At 63.2% G+C, this 21,186-nt stretch carries 22 protein-coding genes; all 22 read right to left on the bottom strand.

Going from position 1 to position 21,186, the window contains the following annotated elements; all coding sequences use genetic code 11:
* Positions 1-58 precede the first annotated feature (58 nt).
* Entirely contained in the window at positions 59-364 is a 306-nt protein-coding gene (locus AD666_RS19685) for an urease subunit beta (protein WP_053155556.1), read from the bottom strand.
* Positions 361-894, bottom strand: a complete 534-nt coding sequence (locus AD666_RS19680; protein ID WP_053155553.1) for an N-acetyltransferase — start codon at positions 892-894, stop codon at positions 361-363. The genes AD666_RS19685 and AD666_RS19680 overlap by 4 nt, the downstream gene beginning before the upstream one ends.
* A 6-nt stretch (positions 895-900) precedes the next feature.
* Positions 901-1,434 carry a GNAT family N-acetyltransferase gene (locus tag AD666_RS19675; RefSeq protein ID WP_053155551.1) on the bottom strand — a complete coding sequence of 178 codons (534 nt, stop codon included), beginning with the start codon at positions 1,432-1,434 and terminating at the stop codon, positions 901-903.
* 9 nt (positions 1,435-1,443) lie between these two features.
* Positions 1,444-1,746, bottom strand: coding sequence for an urease subunit gamma (locus tag AD666_RS19670; RefSeq protein WP_053155549.1), 303 nt, complete (start codon positions 1,744-1,746; stop codon positions 1,444-1,446).
* 145 nt (positions 1,747-1,891) lie between these two features.
* Positions 1,892-2,734, bottom strand: coding sequence for an urease accessory protein UreD (locus AD666_RS19665; RefSeq protein WP_053155547.1), 843 nt, complete (start codon positions 2,732-2,734; stop codon positions 1,892-1,894).
* Between the two features lie 30 nt (positions 2,735-2,764).
* Entirely contained in the window at positions 2,765-3,463 is a 699-nt protein-coding gene (urtE, locus tag AD666_RS19660) for an urea ABC transporter ATP-binding subunit UrtE (protein WP_053155544.1), read from the bottom strand.
* 34 nt (positions 3,464-3,497) lie between these two features.
* Positions 3,498-4,367 carry an urea ABC transporter ATP-binding protein UrtD gene (gene urtD / locus AD666_RS19655; RefSeq protein WP_053155542.1) on the bottom strand — a complete coding sequence of 290 codons (870 nt, stop codon included), beginning with the start codon at positions 4,365-4,367 and terminating at the stop codon, positions 3,498-3,500.
* Positions 4,364-5,443, bottom strand: coding sequence for an urea ABC transporter permease subunit UrtC (gene urtC, locus AD666_RS19650; protein WP_053155540.1), 1,080 nt, complete (start codon positions 5,441-5,443; stop codon positions 4,364-4,366). Before urtC ends, urtD begins: the two co-directional genes overlap by 4 nt.
* Complete coding sequence (gene urtB, locus AD666_RS19645) at positions 5,443-6,945, bottom strand: urea ABC transporter permease subunit UrtB (RefSeq protein WP_053155538.1); 1,503 nt, start codon at positions 6,943-6,945, stop codon at positions 5,443-5,445. The genes urtC and urtB overlap by 1 nt, the downstream gene beginning before the upstream one ends.
* Before the next feature lie 160 nt (positions 6,946-7,105).
* Positions 7,106-8,371: an urea ABC transporter substrate-binding protein gene (gene urtA, locus AD666_RS19640; RefSeq protein ID WP_053155536.1), complete on the bottom strand. Its 1,266-nt coding sequence runs from the start codon at positions 8,369-8,371 to the stop codon at positions 7,106-7,108.
* A 335-nt stretch (positions 8,372-8,706) separates the two neighbouring features.
* Entirely contained in the window at positions 8,707-9,717 is a 1,011-nt protein-coding gene (locus tag AD666_RS19635) for an iron ABC transporter permease (protein WP_053155535.1), read from the bottom strand.
* Complete coding sequence (locus AD666_RS19630; protein ID WP_053155533.1) at positions 9,714-10,661, bottom strand: ABC transporter substrate-binding protein; 948 nt, start codon at positions 10,659-10,661, stop codon at positions 9,714-9,716. The genes AD666_RS19635 and AD666_RS19630 overlap by 4 nt, the downstream gene beginning before the upstream one ends.
* Positions 10,658-11,446 carry an ABC transporter ATP-binding protein gene (locus AD666_RS19625; protein ID WP_053155531.1) on the bottom strand — a complete coding sequence of 263 codons (789 nt, stop codon included), beginning with the start codon at positions 11,444-11,446 and terminating at the stop codon, positions 10,658-10,660. The genes AD666_RS19630 and AD666_RS19625 overlap by 4 nt, the downstream gene beginning before the upstream one ends.
* Before the next feature lie 202 nt (positions 11,447-11,648).
* On the bottom strand, positions 11,649-13,028 hold the full coding sequence (locus tag AD666_RS19620) for a PepSY domain-containing protein (RefSeq protein WP_053155529.1): 1,380 nt from the start codon (positions 13,026-13,028) through the stop codon (positions 11,649-11,651).
* 145 nt (positions 13,029-13,173) lie between these two features.
* Positions 13,174-15,282, bottom strand: coding sequence for a TonB-dependent copper receptor (locus AD666_RS19615; protein ID WP_053155527.1), 2,109 nt, complete (start codon positions 15,280-15,282; stop codon positions 13,174-13,176).
* An 84-nt stretch (positions 15,283-15,366) separates the two neighbouring features.
* Positions 15,367-15,759, bottom strand: a complete 393-nt coding sequence (locus AD666_RS19610) for a DUF2946 domain-containing protein (RefSeq protein WP_053155687.1) — start codon at positions 15,757-15,759, stop codon at positions 15,367-15,369.
* A 54-nt stretch (positions 15,760-15,813) separates the two neighbouring features.
* A complete protein-coding gene (locus AD666_RS19605; protein WP_053155525.1) occupies positions 15,814-16,293 on the bottom strand; it encodes a copper chaperone PCu(A)C in 480 nt (159 codons plus the stop codon).
* A gap of 46 nt (positions 16,294-16,339) precedes the next feature.
* Entirely contained in the window at positions 16,340-16,738 is a 399-nt protein-coding gene (locus tag AD666_RS19600) for a DUF2946 domain-containing protein (RefSeq protein WP_053155523.1), read from the bottom strand.
* A 153-nt stretch (positions 16,739-16,891) separates the two neighbouring features.
* The gene (locus tag AD666_RS19595) at positions 16,892-17,614 is read right to left on the bottom strand and encodes a cobalt-precorrin-6A reductase (protein WP_053155521.1); all 723 of its coding nucleotides are present in this window, start codon (positions 17,612-17,614) and stop codon (positions 16,892-16,894) included.
* A complete protein-coding gene (locus AD666_RS19590; protein ID WP_053155519.1) occupies positions 17,611-18,708 on the bottom strand; it encodes a cobalt-precorrin-5B (C(1))-methyltransferase in 1,098 nt (365 codons plus the stop codon). Before AD666_RS19590 ends, AD666_RS19595 begins: the two co-directional genes overlap by 4 nt.
* Entirely contained in the window at positions 18,701-19,912 is a 1,212-nt protein-coding gene (locus AD666_RS19585; protein WP_053155517.1) for a bifunctional cobalt-precorrin-7 (C(5))-methyltransferase/cobalt-precorrin-6B (C(15))-methyltransferase, read from the bottom strand. Before AD666_RS19585 ends, AD666_RS19590 begins: the two co-directional genes overlap by 8 nt.
* A 223-nt stretch (positions 19,913-20,135) precedes the next feature.
* Positions 20,136-21,041 (bottom strand): zeta toxin family protein, encoded by a 906-nt coding sequence (locus tag AD666_RS19580; protein ID WP_053155515.1) that lies wholly within the window; start codon positions 21,039-21,041, stop codon positions 20,136-20,138.
* Positions 21,042-21,186 lie beyond the last annotated feature (145 nt).

Genomic DNA, 21,186 nt, shown 5'->3' with positions numbered 1-21,186 from the left:
GAACCGCGCCAGCTTCATCGCGGGCAAGCCTTGCTCCCACAGGCCTTGCTCCTACAGGTTAAAGGTCACCCATCACCCGCCCGGCAAACCCGAACACCCGCCGCAACCCGGCCAGTTCGACCAGCTCGACTTCCCGGCTCTGGCCCGGTTCGAAGCGCACGGCTGTGCCAGCCGGGATGTTCAGGCGCATGCCGCGGCTGGCGGCGCGCTCGAAGGTGAGGGCGTCGTTGGTTTCGAAAAAGTGATAGTGCGAGCCGACCTGGATCGGCCGGTCGCCGCTGTTGGCAACGGTCAGTGTCAGGGTGCGGCGGCCAGCGTTCAGTTCGATGTCGCCGGGCTGGACCTGGTATTGGCCTGGAATCATTGTGGTTGCCCCAAGAGCTTGTAATAGATAGCGGTCGGGGTGTACGTCCCGTCCGGGCTTTGGCAGTAGTCGGGCAGTTCACCGACGCGGGTGTAGCCCATGGCGCGGTAGAACGCCTCGGCGTCGGAGCCGGCCTGGGTGTCGAGGTACAGCAGGCCGCGCTTGTGCTGGCGCGCGCCGAGTTCCAGGGCGCTCAGCAGTTGCTGGCCCAGGCCACGGCGTCGGGCATCGCCGCGCACCAGCAGCTTCTGCACTTCGGCGCGGTTGAGGCCATTGGGTTTCTGGCACAGGGCCAGTTGGACGCTGGCCTGCACTTGCTCATCCTTGACCACCACCCACAGCAACAGGCTGCCCTGGTTGAGGCCGGCCTGTACCTCATCGAAATGGGCGCGGGCCTGGGTCGCATCCAGGTTAGCCATGAAGCCGACGCTGGCGCCGTTGCCCACGGCGTCGAGCAACAGATCGATCAGGCCCTGGCGATAATGCGCAAAGCTTTCAGCGTGGACTCGGCGCAACTGGGCGGCGTTCATCGGGGTTCACTCCTTGTCGACGGCAGGCGCGGGCGCCCCTGGGTTGAGCATCAACTGCATGAAGGTCAGGTCGAGCCAGCGACCGAACTTGGTGCCCACCTGGGGCATCTGCCCGGTGGTGACGAAACCGGTCCGCTCGTGCAGGCGAATCGAGGCCGTGTTGCCACTTTCGATGGCGGCCACCATGACATGCTTGCCGCAAGCCCTGGCGCGCTCGATCAGCGTCGCCATCAACAAGGGTCCGAGGCCATTGCCTCGTTGGTCGCTGCGCACGTACACGGAGTGTTCGACGGTGTGGCGAAAGCCATCGAAGGGGCGCCAGTCGCCGAATGAAGCGTAGCCGAGTGTGTTTTCATCGGTATCGACCACCACCAGCACCGGATAGCCCTGGGATTGTCGGGCGTCGAACCAGGCCTGGCGATTCCCCAGGTCCACCGCCTGTTCGTTCCAGATGGCGGTGGTATTGAGCACCGCGTCGTTGTAGATGTCGCGGATGGCCGGCAGATCGGCGAGGCGGGCGTCACGGACGAAGTAAGTCATGGCGTGGCCTCAGGCAATGGGCTGGTGGACGGTGACCAGTTTGGTGCCGTCGGGAAACGTCGCTTCGACCTGGATCTCCGGAATCATCTCCGGGATGCCTTCCATCACTTGCTCACGGGTCAGCAGTGTCGTGCCGTAATGCATCAGCTCGGCCACGGTCTGGCCGTCGCGGGCGCCTTCGAGCAAGGCTGCGGAAATGAAGGCCATGGCCTCCGGGTAATTGAGCTTCAGGCCACGGGCCAGCCGTCGTTCGGCCACGAGGCCGGCGGTGAAGATCAACAACTTGTCTTTTTCGCGTGGGGTCAGGTCCATGTGCAATCCATCAAAGGCAGATAAACATTTCGGGCTATGTACGGTTTCTTGTGGGAGCGGGCTTGCCCGCGAAGACGATGTGTCAATCGAATTAAATAGTGAACGTGAGTCCGCATTCGCGAGCAAGCCCGCTCCCACAAGGGATTCATGTGCTCCAGATTCTTGGGGGCAACGCCTCCCTACCGAGTAAGGCCGGGCGCAGATGCCGCCACAGTTCAATCAGCCATCCCCGCGCCAGCAACGCCTCGCTCGCCAGGCACCGAGCTACCACCAGCCCTGGCAACTGAGTCAAGTCGCCGCGTACGGCATGGCCCAGGCTACGACACCGTTCCAGCAATTCGTTGTCGATCTCGCCGGTTGCCAACAATGTGGCGAACACTGGATCACCGCCCAGCCCGATAGGCGAGTCGAGCAGGCCGTCGCCGCCGACAATGCGCTGGCGTTCGTGCCAGAGCAACTGTCCGTCGCGGCGAATGTCCAGCCGCGATTGGAAGTGCCCACGATCAAAGCGCTCGCCGCTGGCGGGGCGACCCAAGGCAACCATGTCCCAGTAGAACAAGCGCCCATCACCGTGCAGGTCGATGCTGGTGCTGAGTTCGGCCTGGGCCGCGCTGAACACGATGGTTTCCTGGGGCAGCCATTCCAGGGTCGCGCCGGGAGCTACGTTCAAGGTCAATTGCTGATAGGCAGGGCCGGCGGCGCGGTACCACTTGGCAGCGCCGGGACTGGTCAACTGCGCCCAGGCGCCAGGGCCTACGTTGGCGGAAATATCCAGGCGGTCACCGCCGGCGATCCCGCCCGGTGGATGGACAATGATGTGCTGGCAAACCTCGGGGCCTTCGGCGTACAAATGCTTCTGCACCCGCAACGGACCTTGGTGGCGGCGTTGTACCGGGCGCGTGCAATCGCCGAACCGGGCGTAGCCAAGTTCCAGCTCGGCGTGCCAGCTCGGCGTAAACAGGGGCGGCGAAGATAAAGGTAGATTCATGATTTCTGATGATTATCGGGACGCTCAAGACTAGATCGTAACCAGTCCGCGCACACCCTCGGCTTCCATATTTTCGCCACGTCCCTGCTGCACGATCTCGCCCCGGGACATCACCAGGTATTGATCGGCCAGCTCGGCGGCGAAATCGTAGAACTGCTCCACCAGCAAAATCGCCATGTCGCCCCGGGCTGCCAGTTTTTTGATGACGGCACCGATTTCCTTGATCACCGACGGCTGGATGCCTTCGGTGGGTTCGTCGAGGATCAGCAACCGTGGCCGGCTCGCCAGCGCCCGGCCAATCGCCAGTTGCTGTTGCTGGCCGCCGGACAGGTCACCGCCACGACGCTGTTTCATTTGCAGCAGCACCGGGAACAGCTCGTAGATGAACGCCGGCACTTCTTTGGCCTCGGAGCCGGGGAAGCGCGACAGGCCCATCAGCAGGTTTTCTTCCACCGTCAGCCGGCCGAAAATCTCCCGGCCCTGGGGCACGTAGGCGATGCCGGCGTGAACCCGCTGGTGGGGTTTGAAGGTGGTGATCGGCTTGCCCTCCCAGCTCACCGCACCTTCCCTGGCCGGCAACAGGCCCATCAGGCACTTGAGCAGGGTGGTCTTGCCCACGCCATTGCGCCCCAGCAGGCAAGTGACTTCACCGATCTTCGCGTCGAACGACAGGCCCCGCAGGATGTGGCTGCCGCCGTAGTATTGGTGCAGCTTGTCGACTTGCAGCATCTTCCAGATTCTCCTCAAACTCCTGTGGGAGCGATCAGCGACCGAGGTACACCTCGATCACTCGCTCATCGGCCTGCACCTGCGCCAGTGACCCCTCGGCCAGCACGCTGCCCTGGTGTAGCACGGTAACGTGATCGGCAATCGCGCCGACAAAACCCATGTCGTGTTCCACCACCATCAGCGAATGCTTGCCCGCCAGGGACTTGAACAGCTCGGCGGTGAAGTCGGTCTCGGCGTCGGTCATGCCCGCCACGGGTTCGTCGAGCAGCAACAGTTGCGGGTCCTGGACCAGCAGCATGCCGATCTCCAGGAATTGCTTCTGCCCGTGGGACAACAACCCGGCGGTTCGATTGGCCGATGGGGTGAGGCGGATGGTTTCCAGCACTTCATTGATGCGGTCGTGTTGCTCGCCCGTCAGTTTCGCCCGCAGGCTGGCCCACACCGACTTGTCGGTTTTCAGCGCCAACTCCAGATTCTCGAACACGCTCAGGGCTTCGAATACCGTGGGTTTCTGGAACTTGCGACCGATGCCGGCCTGGGCGATCTGCACTTCGCTCATGGCGGTCAGGTCCAGGGTTTCGCCGAACCAGGCCTTGCCGTGACTGGGTCGGGTCTTGCCGGTGATCACGTCCATCAGCGTGGTCTTGCCCGCGCCGTTGGGGCCGATGATGCAGCGCAGTTCGCCGACGCCAATGTACAGGTTCAGATTGTTCAGGGCCTTGAAGCCATCGAAGCTGACGCTGATGTCTTCCAGGGTCAGGATGGTGCCGTGGCGGGTGTTCAGGCCTTCGCCGGCAGCCTGACCAAGGCCGATGGCGTCGCGGCTGCTGCCGGCGTCCTTGTTGGGTTCCGGCGGATAGAAAGCCGGTTCGAGCATGAACTGAGCCGTGGGTGTGATCCTCATGATTCGCCCCTTTTCTTCAGCAATCCGATTACGCCCCTGGGCAGGTACAGCGTTACGACGATGAACAGCGCACCGAGGAAAAACAGCCAGTATTCAGGAAACGCCACGGTGAACCAGCTCTTCATGCCGTTCACCACCCCGGCGCCCAGCAGCGGGCCGATCAAGGTGCCGCGACCGCCAAGGGCCACCCACACGGCGGCTTCGATGGAGTTGGTCGGCGACATCTCACTGGGGTTGATGATGCCTACTTGCGGCACATACAGCGCGCCAGCCAGGCCACACAACACAGCGCTCAACACCCAGACGAACAGCTTGAACCCTCGCGGATCGTAGCCGCAGAACATCAGGCGGTTTTCCGCGTCGCGCAGGGCGGTCAGCACTCGGCCGAACTTGCTGCGGGCCAGGCGCCAGCCGATGAACAGGCTGGCCGCCAACAACAGCACGGTCAGCAGGAACAGCACGGCGCGAGTACCTGGCTCGGTGATACCGAAGCCCAGGATCGTGCGGAAGTTGGTGAAGCCGTTGTTGCCGCCGAAGCCGGTTTCGTTGCGGAAAAACAGCAGCATCCCGGCGAAGGTCAGGGCCTGGGTCATGATCGAGAAATACACGCCCTTGATCCGTGAACGAAAGGCGAAGAAGCCGAACACCAGCGCCAGCAAACCGGGGGCCAGCACCACCAGGCCCAGGGCCCAGAGGAAGCTGTCGGTGCCGGTCCAGTACCAGGGCAACTCGGTCCATGACAGAAAGGTCATGAATGCCGGCAATCCGTCGCCCGCGGCCTGGCGCATCAGGTACATGCCCATGGCGTAGCCGCCGAGGGCGAAGAACAGGCCATGCCCCAGGGAAAGCAGACCGGCATAGCCCCAGACCAGGTCCAGCGCCAGGGCGACGATGGCGTAGCAGAGAATCTTGCCCACCAGCGTCAGCGTGTAGGCCGAGACATGCAGGACGCTGTCTGGCGGCAGCAGCGACAGCAGCGGCAGGCTCAGCAGCAAGACCAGGATCAGCGCACCGACGACGACGGTGACTTTGGGGCCGGCTTTTTGCGCGGCGGTGAGCATCAGGGGCTGGTTCATCAGTCGATTACCCGTCCTTTGAGGGCGAAGAGGCCTTGCGGACGCTTCTGGATGAACAGAATGATCAGCGCCAAGATCAGGATCTTGCCCAGCACCGCGCCGATCTGAGGTTCGAGGATTTTATTGGCGATGCCCAGGCCGAACGCGGCGGACACGCTACCGGCCAACTGACCGACGCCCCCCAGGACCACTACCAGGAACGAGTCGATGATGTAGCTCTGGCCCAGGTCCGGGCCGACGTTGCCGATCTGACTCAGGGCCACGCCGCCGAGCCCGGCGATGCCCGAGCCGAGGCCGAAGGCGAGCATGTCCACGCGACCGGTGGGCACGCCGCAGCAGGCGGCCATGTTGCGGTTCTGGGTCACGGCGCGGACGTTCAGGCCCAGGCGGGTCTTGTTCAGCAACAGCCAGGTCAGCCCTACGACGAACAGCGCGAAGGCGATGATGACGATGCGGTTGTACGGCAGCACCAGGTTTGGCAACACCTGGATCCCGCCCGACAACCAGGCCGGGTTGGCGACTTCGACGTTCTGCGCACCGAACACCAGACGCACCAATTGGATCAGCATCAGACTGATGCCCCAGGTGGCGAGCAGGGTTTCCAGCGGACGCCCATAGAGGTGACGAATCACCGTGCGCTCCAGAGCCATGCCAATGGCGGCGGTGATGAAAAACGCCACCGGCAGGGCGATCAGCGGGTAAAACTCGATGACGTTCGGGGCGAAGCGCTGGAACAGCATCTGCACGACATAAGCGCAGTAGGCGCCGAGCATCAGCATCTCGCCGTGAGCCATGTTGATCACCCCCAGCAAGCCGAAGGTGATCGCCAGGCCCAACGCCGCCAACAGCAGGATCGAACCCAGGGACATGCCACTGAAGGCTTGACCCAGCAGTTCGCCCACCAGGAGCTTGCGCTTGACCTGGCTGAGGCTGGTTTCGGCGGCGGTGCGCACGCCGGCATCGGTTTCGACGCCGGGTTCGAGCAGGCCTTCGAGGCGGGTACGAGCCAGCGGGTCGCCGGTTTCACCCAGCAGCCGGACGGCGTTCAGGCGCACGCTCGGGTTGGTATCCACCAGTTGCAGATTCGCCAGGGCCAGGCTCAGGGCGGCGTGCACATCTTCGTCCTGTTCACCGGCCAGTTGCCGGTCGAGGAAAGCCAGCTGTGCCGGACGGGCGCTTTTCTGCAACTGCTGCGCGGCGCCCAGGCGTACACGGGCATCGGCAGCCAGCAATTGATGGCTGGCCAGGGCGGTTTCGATCAGCCCTCGCAAGCGGTTGTTCAGGCGCAGGGTCTTGGGTTGGCCGTCGACGGTCAACTGGCCTTGTTGCAAGGCATTGACCAGCTCGACGCGCTCAGGCTCGGGCTGCGCCGCCCAGGTTTCCAGTAGTCTGGCCTGCTGGGTCGGGTTGGCGGCGACGAAATCCTCGGCGTCGCCGGCATAGGCGACCGCGGGTAATAGCAGCACCAGGGCGAGGATGATGCGGTACAGGGCAGTGGGCATATGTCAGGCCTTGCGCAGGGCTTTTTTGTGGGAAGTGGGCTTGCTCGCGATGCGGTGTGTCAGGCGACTCAAATGTTGAACATGAGTCCGCATTCGCGAGCAAGCCCGCCCCCACAAGGATTGTGTGTCGGCCCGGGGATTGGGGCCGACACCCATGGGCTCAGTTGCTCTTCACCGCATAGTCAGGCTTCTTGTCGTTGCCGGCGATGAAGGGGCTCCACGGCTGGGCGCGGATCGGGCCTTCGGTCTGCCAGACCACGTTGAACTGACCGTCGGCCTGGATCTCGCCGATCATCACCGGCTTGTGCAGGTGGTGGTTGGTCTTGTCCATGGTCAGGGTGTAGCCCGACGGTGCGGCGAAGGTCTGGCCGGCCAGGGCTTCGCGCACCTTGTCGACGTCGGTGGACTTGGCTTTTTCCACCGCTTGCGCCCACATGTGGATACCGACGTAGGTGGCTTCCATCGGGTCGTTGGTGACGGCCTTGTCGGCGCCGGGCAGGTTCTTGGCCTTGGCGTAGGCTTTCCATGCCTCGACGAATTTCTTGTTCGCCGGGTTATCCACCGACTCGAAGTAGTTCCACGCCGCCAGGTTGCCGATCAACGGCTTGGTGTCGATACCGCGCAGTTCTTCTTCGCCCACGGAGAACGCCACCACCGGAACGTCGGTGGCTTTCAGGCCCTGGTTCGCCAGCTCCTTGTAGAACGGCACGTTGGAGTCGCCGTTGACCGTGGAAATCACCGCCGTCTTGCCGCCGGCCGAGAATTTCTTGATGTTGGCGACGATGGTCTGGTAATCGCTGTGACCGAACGGGGTGTAGACCTCTTCGATGTCCTTGTCCGCCACGCCTTTGGAGTGCAGGAACGCACGCAGGATCTTGTTGGTGGTACGTGGATAAACGTAATCGGTGCCCAGCAGGAAGTAGCGCTTGGCACTGCCGCCTTCTTCGCTCATCAGATATTCCACCGCCGGAATCGCCTGTTGGTTCGGTGCTGCGCCGGTGTAGAACACGTTCGGCGACATCTCTTCGCCTTCGTATTGCACCGGGTAGAACAGCAGGCCGTTGAGTTCTTCGAACACCGGCAACACGGATTTACGCGATACCGAGGTCCAGCAACCAAACACCACGGCAACCTTGTCCTGGGTCAGCAACTGCCGGCCCTTCTCGGCGAACAGCGGCCAGTTCGACGCCGGGTCCACGACCACCGCTTCCAGTTTCTTGCCGTTCACACCGCCGTTGGCGTTGATCTCGTCGATGGTCATCAGCGCCATGTCCTTGAGAGACGTCTCGGAAATCGCCATGGTCCCAGACAACGAATGCAGGATACCGACCTTGATGGTTTCGGCGGCCTGGACGGTCCAGGCCATGCCCATCGCGGCAATACTGGCCGAGAGTGTGAAAGCCTTGATCAAGCTACGACGTTTCATTGTGCGATCTCCGTGACTTTATGAGTGTTCTTGGTGGGCAGATGCGGACGCTGAACGGGGCTTTTGCAAGGGGTGTGCCCGGTTGGGGGGAGGCTTTGAAACAAGGGGATGGCGCAGGGAATGGACAGGGTGGTGCACCAGGAGTGCTCGTCATGCGAGGGCTGGTGCGACCTGACGCGCCACATTGGGGCGTGTTGATTGCGGTCATTGACGATTCCATGTGGGAGCGGGCTTGCTCGCGAAAACGGTGTGTCATTCAACACATGCATCGGATGACATACCGCATTCGCGAGCAAGCCCGCTCCCACAATGGGGGTGTGTGCAAGCCTTGAAAGTCAGCGCCGCCGCATCAAACCGATGAAGAACAACCCGCCGATGGCCGCGGTGGCGACACCAATCGGCAGGTCCTCGGGGGCGATCAGGGTGCGGGCGGCGACATCCACCCAGATCAAGAACAGGCTGCCCAGCAGCACGCACGCTGGAAGTAGCCGACGATGCTCGGCACCCACCAGGCGCCGGGCAATGTGCGGCACCATCAGCCCGACAAAACCGATCGAGCCGCTGATGGACACCAGCACGCCGGTCATCAGCGAGGCAATCAGAAAAATCCACAAGCGCACTCGCGCTGCGTTCAGCCCCAGGGTCACGGCGGTCTGCTCGCCGGCCATCAATGCATTCAGCGGCCGGGCCATGCCCAGCAGCAACACCAGCCCCAGTGATACGCTGACGGCCGGCACCGCCAGCAGCTCCCACCGCGCCAGGCCCAGGCCGCCGAGCATCCAGAACATCACGGCAGAGCTGGCGCGATGGTCCCCCAGGAACAGCAGTAAATTGGCCGCCGCCATCATCACGAACGACACCGCCACCCCGCATAGCAACAGGCGGTCGCTTTCCAGGCGACCCTGGCGGCTGGCAACGGCCAGCACCAAAAACATGCTCAGCAACGCGCCGACGAACGCGGCCAGGGGCAGGGTCAGCAGACCGACGATTTCGCCGACATGCAGCACCACGATCACTGCCCCCAGGGTTGCGCCAGACGTGACGCCCAATAGGTGTGGATCAGCCAGCGGATTGCGCGTCACCGCTTGCAGCACCGCGCCGATCAACGCCAGCCCCGCACCCACCAAGGCCCCGAGCAACAGGCGCGGCACACGGATCAGCCAGACGATGTTTTCCTGGCCGGGCGGCCAGTAGGCGTCGCCGATACCGAAAGCCTTGTTCAACAGAATGTCCCAGACCACGGCCACCGGTACCCGCGCCGGGCCGAAGCCCAGGGACACCACGCAGGACACCAGCATCAACACGCCGAGCAGCACCAGCAATGCGCCATAGCGACGAGCGCTCATAGGGCGTGAAAACCCTTCGCCAGGGTCTGCACCGCCAGAACGTTATCGATCCCCGGCGTGGCCTGGACGTAGGGAATCACAATGAAACGGCGATGCTTGATCGCGTCCACCGATTGCAAGGCCGGGTTGTCCAGCAGGAACTGTTGCTTTTGCTCGGCGCTGATTTCGCCGTAGTCGACGATCACGATGACCTGGGGATTGCGCTCCACCACGTTTTCCCAATTAACCCGGGTCCAGCTGGTTTCCAGATCATCCAGGATGTTGCGCCCACCGGCCGCGTCGATCAGTGCCTGGGGCATGCCGAGCCGGCCGGAGGTCATGGCGCGGTCTTCACCGCTGTCGTACAGGAACACCCGAGGTCGATCAGGCGGCAACTGCTTGCGGACCTCGGCCACTTGGGCCTGCATCGTCGCAATCAGTGCTTCGGCGCGATCCTGCACATCGAAGATCTTCCCCAGGTTGCGCAGGTCGTTATAGGTGTCTTCCAGCGAAGCCGCCGGACGCTTCATGACGAAGGCGCAGGATTCGGTCAGCTCGTATACGTTGATGCCCAGCGGTTGCAGGGTCTGTGGCGTCAGGTCGCCGCCCACCCGCATGCCGTAGTCCCAACCGGCGAAGAAAAAATCCACGTTGGCACTGAGCAGGGTTTCCACCGAGGGGTACTTGGCCGCCAGTTCCGGCAGGCCATCGAGGATCTTCGCCATCTCGGGCGTCACGGCCTTCCAGCCACTGATGCCGCTATAGCCCACCATGCGCGGTTTGAGCCCGAGGGCGAGCATCATCTGAGTCATGTTGATGTCATGGCTGACGGCATGCCGGGGTGCTTCGTTGAACACCACCTGACGGTTGCAGCTCTGGATCGTCAATGGATAGCGGGTGGCTTCGGCCAGGGACTGAGCGCTGCACAGCAGCAGTGGCAACAGTAGCAGGGAACGCAGGGTCATGGTTGGGTTATCCAGGTGATTCGTGGGTGGCCGGCCAGGGGATGTGCGTCCACCAGGGCGACGATGCCGAACACGTCGCGCAACAGCGCGGCGGTCAGGACGTCCCGCGGTGTACCGCTGGCGACGATGTGGCCGTGGTCGATGACGTACAGCCGGTCACAGAAGGCGGCTGCCAGGTTCAAGTCGTGAAGGCTGGCGAGGGTGCCGATGCCGAGGCCTTTGATCAGTTGCAGCAAGTGCAGTTGATAGCGGGGGTCGAGGTGATTGGTCGGCTCATCGAGGATCAACAGTTGCGGCTGCTGGGCCAGGGCACGGGCCAGGATGACACGTTGCTTTTCGCCGCCCGACAGGGTGGCGAAGCCATGGTCGCCGAAGCCTTGCAGCCCGACGGCTGCCAGGGCCTGGAGTACCAGGCGCCGGTCTTCATGGTTATTGCCATCGAACAGGCCCTTGTGGGGTGTACGACCCATGGCGACCACTTCTTCCACCGTCAGGCCAAAGGCGTCGGGAAATTCCTGCAACACCACGGCGATACGCTGCGCGCACCAGCGCGATGACTGTCGCCAGATATTGCGATGGTCGAGCGTCACCTCACCGCTTTCCAGCCGATTGAAGCGATAAGCGCAGCGCAACAGGCTGGTCTTGCCGCTGCCGTTGGGACCGATCAAACCGACGAACTCCCCGGCCGCCACTTGCAGCGTCACGTCACGCAGCTGGAATTGGTGATGGCAGTGGCCCTGGCCCAGGGGTGTCCAGGCGAGGTGGGAGAGGGTGAGCGAGGTCATGCATGTACTCGAAGTCTTTTGGGTCGACACAGTTCCCATTGTGGGAGCGGGCTTGCTCGCGAAAGCGGTGTGTCTGTCACATCAATGTTGGATGTGCCGACGCCTTCGCGAGCAAGCCCGCTCCCACCGTTGGAACTGCGCGCAGCTGGACAGTGGACGCGATTGTAGAGGCTTCGCGCCGCTTGTCGTTAACGCGCTGTCTTCAGTTTGAAGATGAAGCCACCTCAGGCTGGCGAGTGCGTCGGCTGACGAGCCGGTCCAGCAGCCACACCACCACCAGCGAAGCCCCCACCAGCGGGAACATCACCGCCAGAGCCAGCATGATGAACACCCCGGTCTTCCAGGTCGGCAAGTCATGACGCAACGGCGGCACGCCGAATCTTCCCTCGGGCCGACGCTTCCACCAGATCACCAGGCCGCTCACGGCGCTGAACAGGATCATCAGGCAGATCAGCAGCACGATGATCTGGTTCAGCGGGCCGAACATCTTGCCCTCGTGGAGCATCACGCCGGTTTCGGTGGCGCGGGCAACCACGCTGTAGTGCTCCCAGCGTACGTCCGCCAGGACTTTGCCGGTGTACTGATCCACGTGCAGGGTCGCATCGTTGCGCGGGTCGTCGGCGAAGACGGAAATCGTGAACACCCCGGTGGAAGTCTTTGGCAGCGTAATGCTGTAGCCGGGCGTCACGTTGCGTTCGCGGGCGATGTCCTGCACCGCTTGCAGGCTGACGGTCGGGGCGGCGGGACCTGCGTGCATGTCGCCATGGTTCATGTGCTCGGCATGGTCGCCGGACATCGGCATCGGGGTGTTTTCCACGGCCCAGGGCACGGTCTGGCGATGAGCATTGTTGAGGCTGCGCGCCTCGACGTCGGACTTGGGCACGTCGTTCCACATGGCCGCTGGGAAGCGGTTCCAGAGGTCGGCGTATTGCTTGCCCCAGAAGCCGGTCCAGGTCATGCCGCTGAGCAGCATCACCAGCAGGAATGCGGCGCCCCAGAAGCCTGCGACGACATGCAGGTCGCGCCAGAACACCCGACCACGCGCCGCCCAACGGGGCCACAACACCCCTGCCGACGACTGGCCGCGAGGCCACCACAGGTAGAGCCCGGATACCAATAGCACCACGCCCCAGCCGGCGGCCATTTCGACCAGCCGGTCACCGACGGTGCCGATCAGCAACTCGCCATGGATTGCCCGGGCCATGGCTTGAAGGTTGTTCTTTGCATCCTGCTCGCCCAGCACGTCGCCATGGTAGGGGTCGATGAACACGTTCAGTTCCCGGCCCTTGTCAATGACGACGAACTGCGCGCTGCGCTCGGCGTTGATCGGCGGCAGGTACTGTTTGACCTGGCCTTCGGGGTAGGCCTGGCGGACCTGCTTGAGCAGGTCGTCGGCGGTCATCGCGTGATGCCCGGCCGGGACGTTCAGCAGGTCGCCGTACATCAACGGATCGAGTTGTGGCTTGAACAGATAGATGATGCCGGTAAGGGCCAGCATCACCATGAAGGGCGCCACGAATAGCCCGGCATAGAAATGCCAGCGCCAGGCCAGGTTGTAGAAATTCGTTTTCGGTTGGCTCATCGAAAAGCGCTCCGCAGGGCTAATTGGGTTGTTATGTTTTTTGCGATTGCCAGGCAACCGATCGCGGGCAAGCCTTGCTCCCACAGGTTTTGTTGACACAGGAATGAAGTAATCCCTGTGGGAGCAAGGCTTGCCCGCGATGCTGTTAGAAACTCATGTCCACCTTGGTCCAGAAGGTGCGCCCCGGTTCGTTGATGGCTTGCGGGTCGCTCGCCGGGTAGCCGAACCCGGCGTTGCCGGCCAGGTTCAGGTGTTCGGCGTAGGCCTTGCCGAACAGGTTGTCGACGCCGCTGCTGACCTTCCAATGCGAGTTGATGCGGTACGCGCCGTTGAGAGAGAACACGCCGAAGCCCGAGCTCTTGCCATAGTCCTTGCCCACCACGTTGCCCTTGTTCTCGTCGACACGGTTCTGCGCCGCCACCACGCGCCACAGGGCGCCGGCGCTCCAGCGCTCTTCGCTGTAGGTCAGGCCCAGGCGCGCATCCAGCGGCGGCATTTGCGCTAGGGCGCTGCCGTCGCTGCTGTTCTTGCCCCAGGCATAGGCCAGGGTGGCGTCGGCTTTCCAGTGCTCGGTCAGCTTGTAGGCCGCGCCCAGCTCACCGCCCATGATCCGGGCATCGATGTTCTCGGCCCGGGAAGTCGTCCCCATCATGCCGGGGGTGTAATCGAACAGGATGTAGTCGCGTACCTGCCCGACATAACCCGACGCCCAGGCCTCCAGGGTTTCGCTCCTGTACTGCAGGCCGAAATCCAGCTGGGTGGTTTTCTCCGGCTTGATCGAGTCGAAAGCATTCACCGAGCCACTGGGGCCGGCGTTTGGCGAGAACAGCTCCCAGTAATCCGGAAAACGTTGTGCGTGGCCCAGGCCGGCATAAAGGGTAGTAGGGCTGTCGGCCAGATCATGTTCGTAACGTACGAAACCGCTGGGCAGTGTGTCGGCGCGGGTTTCGTCGGCGGTGGGGTTGGGGCGGGACGACATGCCGGAGCCGATACTTTGCCGGTAATCCCTGGCCGAGGCGCGGTCGAGGCGGGCGCCGGTGATCAGCCTGTCGCGGTCGGCGGCGTACCACGTCAGTTCGCTGAACACGCCGTAGTTGTGGAAATCGGCGTCCTTGGTGCGGGGCAGGTCCTTGTAGGTATCGATGCCCATGCTGCTGCGCTGGCGATGTTCGTTGGTCTGGGCGTCCAGGCCGCTGATCAACTGCACGTCGGCCCAGCGCCAGGTGGCCTTGATCCGTGTACCGAGGGTCCGGCGATCAACGTTAGAGGCCATTGGCCCAGCCATCATTCCGGTGCCGGATGGTGTGCGCAGCGTGTAGTTGTCCATCACATGGTCGGCGTAGTTGTAGTAGACCTGTGCCTCGATCTTATCCAGCACCTCGCCCAGGTTTGAACGTTCGAAGCGCAGCCCCAGACTTTCGCGTTTGAACTGCGAACCATCCATGCCGCGCCCCGCATAGCGCGCTTCGCCGTCGCCCTTGCCGGCGGTCAGTTCCAGCAGGGTATCGGCATCCGGCGTCCAGCCGAGGGTGACGTCGCCGTTCCATTTGTCGTAGCGCGACGGCACCGTGTCGTTATTGCCGTCGCGGTAATCGTCCGAGTGGGCGGTGTTGCCGATCACCCGGACATAACCCAGCGGACCACCGGCGGCAGCATCCAGCACTTTGTCGAAGCGGCCGTTGGAGCCAGCCAGCACGCTGGCGTTGACCCGGCTGCCGAGCTCGCCGAACTGCTCCGGCTCGCGGTCGAACAGGATGGTCCCGGCGGATGAGCCAGGGCCCCAAAGTACGGTTTGCGGGCCTTTGATGACGGTGAGCCTGTCGTAGGTTTCCGGTGATATGTAGGACGTCGGCGCGTCCATCCGCCCGGGACAGGCGCCCAGCAACATGCTGCCGTTGGTGAGGATATTCAGTCGCGAGCCGAACATGCCCCGCAGCACCGGGTCGCCATTGGTACCGCCATTGCGCACCAGGGCGAAGCCGGGAATGGTCTTGAGGTAGTCACCGCCATCGCTGGCCGGTACCGGCTGGCGCGGGTCCTTGGGGTTGGTGACGACCGTCAGGGGCGAACTGGGGGCGATGGCGGTAATGACCGTCGGACTCAATTCTTCGACCAGGCCCTCGTGATGGTCGTGTTCCTCGGCCAGTGTGTGGGGGGCGAGCAGAAGGCCGCATAACGCGGCGAGCGCGGAGCGTAAAGGGTGGCATCGAACCTGGGCGGTGCCCAATGCGATGCCGGCGGAAAACCTGGACATGATGATTCCATCGAACAGACGTAAACGACACGGTCGGGCAACCTGGGGCTGTCTTGTGCGACCGGGTGAAAGTAAGTGTCGGATCTACGCGTCGAAGGGTGGTGCGCGGGTGCGGGCACCCGGGAAGAACGACGTCCGGGCATGGCCCAGGCGGGGGGAGGGGCTGGTGTAGGTAGTGGTCGTTGGGGTATCGAAAGCGGTGAAGGATTGTCCACCCGGCAGGGCGGGGCAATTGAACAGCAAACTGCAATAGCCGCACTTCTCCCACAGCGCATGGTGTTCGCTCCGGGGCTGGCAGTGTTCGGCCGCCGGGGCTTCATGGGTCGCATGGGCACTCGGTGACATGTCCATCGGCATGGACATATCCATGGACACGGCCATGGGTTGACCCATCGGCATCGACTGAGAAATCAGCGGACCGATGAAGATCATCAACATGGCAAACAGGCTGATCCAGCTGCCGCGTGCCAGGCTCATCGACTGGCGGCGGGGTTTGGCTGGCCTGGTGCGGGGAAGACCCATGGGCAGGTATCAGTGCGTGTGGGTTTCGACCTGGGTGCCGTCGGAGGCTTTTTTCTGCACCGCAACCTCAACGGTGATGTCCCCGGCTTTCTCGAAATGCAGGGTCATGGGGAAACGCTTGCCGTCGCTCAGCGGGCTGCGGTCCTTCAGTTCAAGCAACATCACGTGATAGGCCATCGGCGCGAAGGTGACGGTGGCGCCCGGAGCGATCTCGACGACAGGCACGGGTTGCATCTTCATCAGGTCGTCCTGCTTCACATGCTCGTGAAGCTCGGCCTTGCCGGCGATGGGAGCGTCGACGCTGAGCAGTTTATCGGCGGTGGTACCGGTGTTGTGGATCACGAAATATGCGGCCACGGTCGGCGCGTTCGGCGGCAGTTCCTGGGACCAGGGATGGCCGATTTCGAGCTGGCCCACCTTGTATTGGTGAGCTTGGGCGAAGCCAACGGGAAGCAGCAGGGCGGCGAGCAGAATAAGTTTGTTCAACATGGCAATTCTCCGGAACGATTCAAGGCGCAGATGTTTGCGAAAGGAATCAGGCCAGAGGTGAAGCACGGGGATTGAGGCTCGGCCATTGCTGGCGTGGCGTAGGACTGTCCAGCGCCGGGGGGATGACACCGCCCTGGACCGGCCGGGCATCGAGATACAACTGCGGGGCTTGACCGGCGAGCGCCACCGACGCTGGCGAACCCGAGCAGCACCAGCAATGCTGCATCGTCGAGTGGTCGTCCTTCGACGGCGTGCCCTGCTCGAACTTGCCCAGGGAGATCGCCACCATCTTCGTGCCGCTGGACGAACAGAAGCTGCCCCACAACAGCTGCTCGGTCGGCGCATTCATGCTCGCCCCGGCGGCGCCGGACAGCGGCATGGCAAGCATGTTGAACAGCACTGCGAAGCAGGCGATCCAGGCAAATGCAAGCCGTTGTCGGGACATGGGGCAATCCGCTCGGTTGGGCGATCAGGTGGCGGTATTTAGCCTGATCGGGGGGCAGAAGTAAAAAAGGCGTGTGCGGTGTAGGGTCGCAGGGTTTGGGTTAACAGTAGCAATAGATTTTGAAATGGGCGTCACATGGGTCTCATAAAACTGTCAGACGGAATCTCCGAGGGCCAGCAGTAACGCCCCTGAAGTATCGAACTCTCGATCCACCCTGGGCAACACCGGCCGCTTCAATACCAACACCGGCACCCCACGCTCCCGCGCCACCTCCAGCTTCGGCTCAGTAGCCGTGCTTCCGCTGTTCTTGCTGACCAGCACATCGATCTGTCGCCGCTCGAACAATGCGCGCTCGTCTTCGAGGTGAAAGGGTCCGCGTGCGCCGATGACTTCGCATCGTTCGTTACCGGGGTAGACGTCCAGGGCGCGCAAGGTCCAGAACTGCTCTGGCGGGATTTCGTGCAGGTGTTGCAGCGGTTCGCGGCCCAGGGTGAACAGGGGGCGGCGAAAGGGTTTCAGGGCCTGGATCAGTTCGGCCCAGTCGGCCACGTCGCGCCAGTCGTCGCCGGCCTGGGGCTGCCAGGCCGGACGGCGCAGGGCCCAGCAGGGAATGCCGCAGACGCGGGCTGCGTGGGCGGCGTTGTGGCTGATCTGCGCGGCGTAGGGGTGGGTGGCGTCAAGCAGCAGGTCGATGCCTTGTCCGCGGATGAACTGCGCCAGCCCTTCGGCTCCGCCGAAGCCGCCGACGCGCACCTGGCAAGTCAGGTCCGTCGGGACGCGGCCGATGCCCGCCAGGCTGTAGATGTGTTGCGGTCCTAGCGTTCGGGCGATGGCCAGGGCTTCGGTGATGCCGCCCAACAGTAGGATACGTTTCATTTCAGTGATCCTGCATGGCCGACGATGCCGCCCTGGCGGTCGATGGCGAAGACTTCCACCTGGACCTCGGCCGGTACGATGCTGCGGACGAAGGCCAGGGCGTGCTCGCATACCACGTCGCCGAGGACGATGCCGGCGGCGCTGGCCATCGCCAGGGCTTGCTGGCTGGTGTTGGCGTCGCGGATACCTTGTTGCAATGCTTCATCGGCGCCGATACTGGCTGCCCAGTCAGCCAGTTGGGGCAGGTCAATGCTTGAGTGACGGCTATGCAAATCCATGTGGCCGGCGGCAAGCTTGCTGATCTTGCCAAAGCCACCGCACAGGCTGAGTTTTTCCACCGGGACCTTGCGCACATGCTTGAGCACGGCACCGACGAAATCGCCCATCTCGATCAGGGCGATTTCCGGCAGGTTGTAGACCCGGCGCATGGTGTCTTCGCTGGCGTTGCCAGTGCAGGCGGCGATGTGCAGGTAGCCGTTGGTCTTCGCCACGTCGATGCCCTGGTGGATCGAGGCAATATAGGCCGCGCAGGAAAAAGGCCGGACGATGCCGCTGGTGCCGAGGATCGACAAACCGCCGAGAATCCCCAGCCGAGGGTTCATGGTTTTCAGCGCCAGGGCTTCGCCGCCCTCGACATTGACCGTGACCTCGAAGCCGCCGGTGTAGCCGGTTTCCGCCGCCAGTCGCGCCAGATGATCGCTGATCATCTGGCGCGGCACCGGGTTGATCGCCGGCTCACCGACCGCCAGCACCAGGCCGGGGCGTGTCACGGTACCGACGCCGCGCCCGGCCAGGAAACGTACCCCCGGCTCGGTCAACAGGCGCACCTGGGAAAACAGCAATGCGCCGTGGGTAACGTCCGGATCGTCACCGGCATCCTTGATTGTGCCGGCCTCGGCGCCCTGTTCGGTCAGCCGACAGAACTCCAGGCGCATCTGCACCTGTCTGCCCTTGGGCAGCACGATTTCCACGGCATCGGCACAACTGCCGCCCAGCAACAGGCGCGCCGCCGCGAGGCTGGTGGCCGTGGCGCAACTGCCGGTGGTCAGGCCACTGCGCAGGGGGGCAGGTTGTTCGGCGGTTTCGTCACGCATCGAGAGGTTTTACCAGCTCCAGCAGGGTGATCGGCAGCGCCTGGCGCCACGTGTCGAACTCGCCCAGTGGTTGGGCCTGGGCGACGTGAATGCGGGTCAGTTCGCCGCCGTGACGTTCGCGCCAGTCCATCAGCGTCATCTCGCTTTGCAGGGTCACGGCGTTCGCCACCAGTCGTCCGCCGGGCTTGAGCCGTTCCCAGCAGGCGTCAAGCACGCCTTCGCGGGTCACTCCGCCACCGATGAAGATGGCGTCCGGCGGCTCCAGCCCGTCGAGGGCCTGGGGCGCTCGCCCACGAATCAATTGCAGGCCCGGCACGCCGAGGGTGTCGCGATTCCGCTCGATCAACCCTTGGCGCCCTTCGTCGGCTTCAATCGCCAGGGCCCGGCAACTGGGGTGGGTGCGCATCCATTCAATGCCGATGGAGCCGCTGCCAGCGCCCACGTCCCACAGCAATTCGCCTGGTAGCGGGGCGAGGCGGGCCAGGGTGATGGCGCGCACGTCGCGCTTGGTCAATTGGCCGTCGTGTTCGAACGCGCTGTCCGGCAGACCGGCCAGACGAGACAGGCGCGATGTGTGGAGCTCGGCCCGGCATTCGACGGCGACCAGGTTCAGGTCGGCGATGGTCGGGTCGGACCATTGCGCGGCGCAGTTTTCGATGCGTCGTTCCGCCGGGCCGCCGAGGTGTTCAAGCACGGTCATCGAGCTGGGGCCGAAGCCGCGTTCGCGTAGCAGCGCTGCCACCGCGGCCGGGCTGTGCCGGTCATTGCTCAATATCACCAACCTGACGCCTGTGGACAAATGGGCGTTGAGCACGGCCAGGGGACGCGCAACCAACGACAGGGTGACCACGTCCTGCAATGGCCAACCCATGCGTGCCGCCGCCAGCGAACAGGAGGATGGGGCAGGGATGACTTGCATCTGGTCAGTCGGGAGCTGTCTGGCCAGGCTGGCGCCCACGCCGTAGAACATCGGGTCGCCGCTGGCCAGCACGCACACCGGCTCTCCCCGCCGCGTCAGCAGCGTTTCGAGGGAAAACGGGCTGGGCCATGGCTCCCGTTCGCCGCGGATGCATGCAGGCAATAGCGCCAGCTGACGGGCGCTGCCGACGATGCGCGAGGCTTGCAGCAAGGCGTGGCGGGCCGCGCGGCCCAGACCTTTGAAGCCGTCTTCACCGATGCCCACGATCGTCAGCCAGGGGGTCATCTTTGTTCCTCGTGTGGATGGGGTTGTCCTGCGTGCCTGTCAGGCTGCGAACCGGGCCGCCATCATACCGCGAACCTGTGGGAGCGAGCTCTGCTCGCGATAGCGGCCTGTCATTCGACATCTGCATCGACTTATTCACTGCCATCGCGAGCAGGCTCGCTCCCACAGGATTTGCGCGGCGATCCCAAGGCGCGGCGGCGCATTCGACACTACTGTTCCTGGCTCATCGATAGACATACCTGAGGATATAAGCGTACAGGTCATTGAAAACAGACTCGGGCACATGGTCAGCGTGAATCTGCGCCTTGGACAACGCCAGGTGGCATTCCTTGACCATTTCCTCCCGATCACCAATGAGGTGGAGGCGATTATTGACGATGGGCTCGAAAACACTTGTGTAGGCTACCTTGGAACCGCTGATGACCACGGCGCCGCCTGACCTTTGGCTATAGAGGCTCTGGACGCGCAGGACACGTTCTTTCAAGGGGCCGAACCCGCGTTCATACAGGAAAATCTGCGAGCCGCTGACCGCCTTGGCGGCCGTCTCGAAGGCGTGGATGGTCGCCTGGGCGTTACCGAGGCTGGCGTTCAGCGCCGAGAGCGGGACAAACCGTTCCATTTCCTGCTTTTCCAGGCTCTTGAGTGCGCGCTGGATGCTCGACAGGTGGGCGAAGGCTTTCTTGCAGGCGATGATGTGGGTTTCGAACTGATACCCGGCAGCCGTCGCCGCCGGGGGGAAGGCGGCGAAATCAAGGCTGTCGAACGCACACTCCATGATGATGTTGTATTTGCATTGGAAAGCTTTCTCGAAGATTTTCGTGCCGATGTCCCGGACGAATGCTTCCGTATGTTCATAAGCGTGCAGTACGCCGTGCTTGATCATCCGGGCGTACTGCGGATGTTTCTCACGGTACTCGGGCAGGTACAGGCGTACGTAGTTGTCGTAGCGTCCGGTGGGCAGTAGGCTTTTTTCCAGCAGGTAGGTTTTACCCGAGCCTTGGGACCCGGCGGTAATCAGCATTTTGGGAACCGTTTCGGCCGTGATGCCCTTCAACAGCGTGGCAATGATCTCGTCATACGCCGCGGTGACCTGCGCGGGGGTGTAGGCGTAATTCAGGGTAGATGACATTCCTTGATTTCCTTATCGAGGATCGGTGTTAAGTGAGGCCTTGCTCCTTGAATGAAGCGGGTCTGCCGGTTTTGTTCAAACAGGCCTTGATTGCAAGATATGTAGACCGCCGCAGAACCTTTGCGGGACGGGTCTGCCTATTTGT

It is taken from the genome of Pseudomonas sp. Pf153 (assembly GCF_001269775.1).
Lineage (GTDB): Bacteria > Pseudomonadota > Gammaproteobacteria > Pseudomonadales > Pseudomonadaceae > Aquipseudomonas > Aquipseudomonas uvaldensis.
Note: the sequence above shows the minus strand (reverse complement) of the source record. Positions and strands in the feature narration are given on the sequence as shown.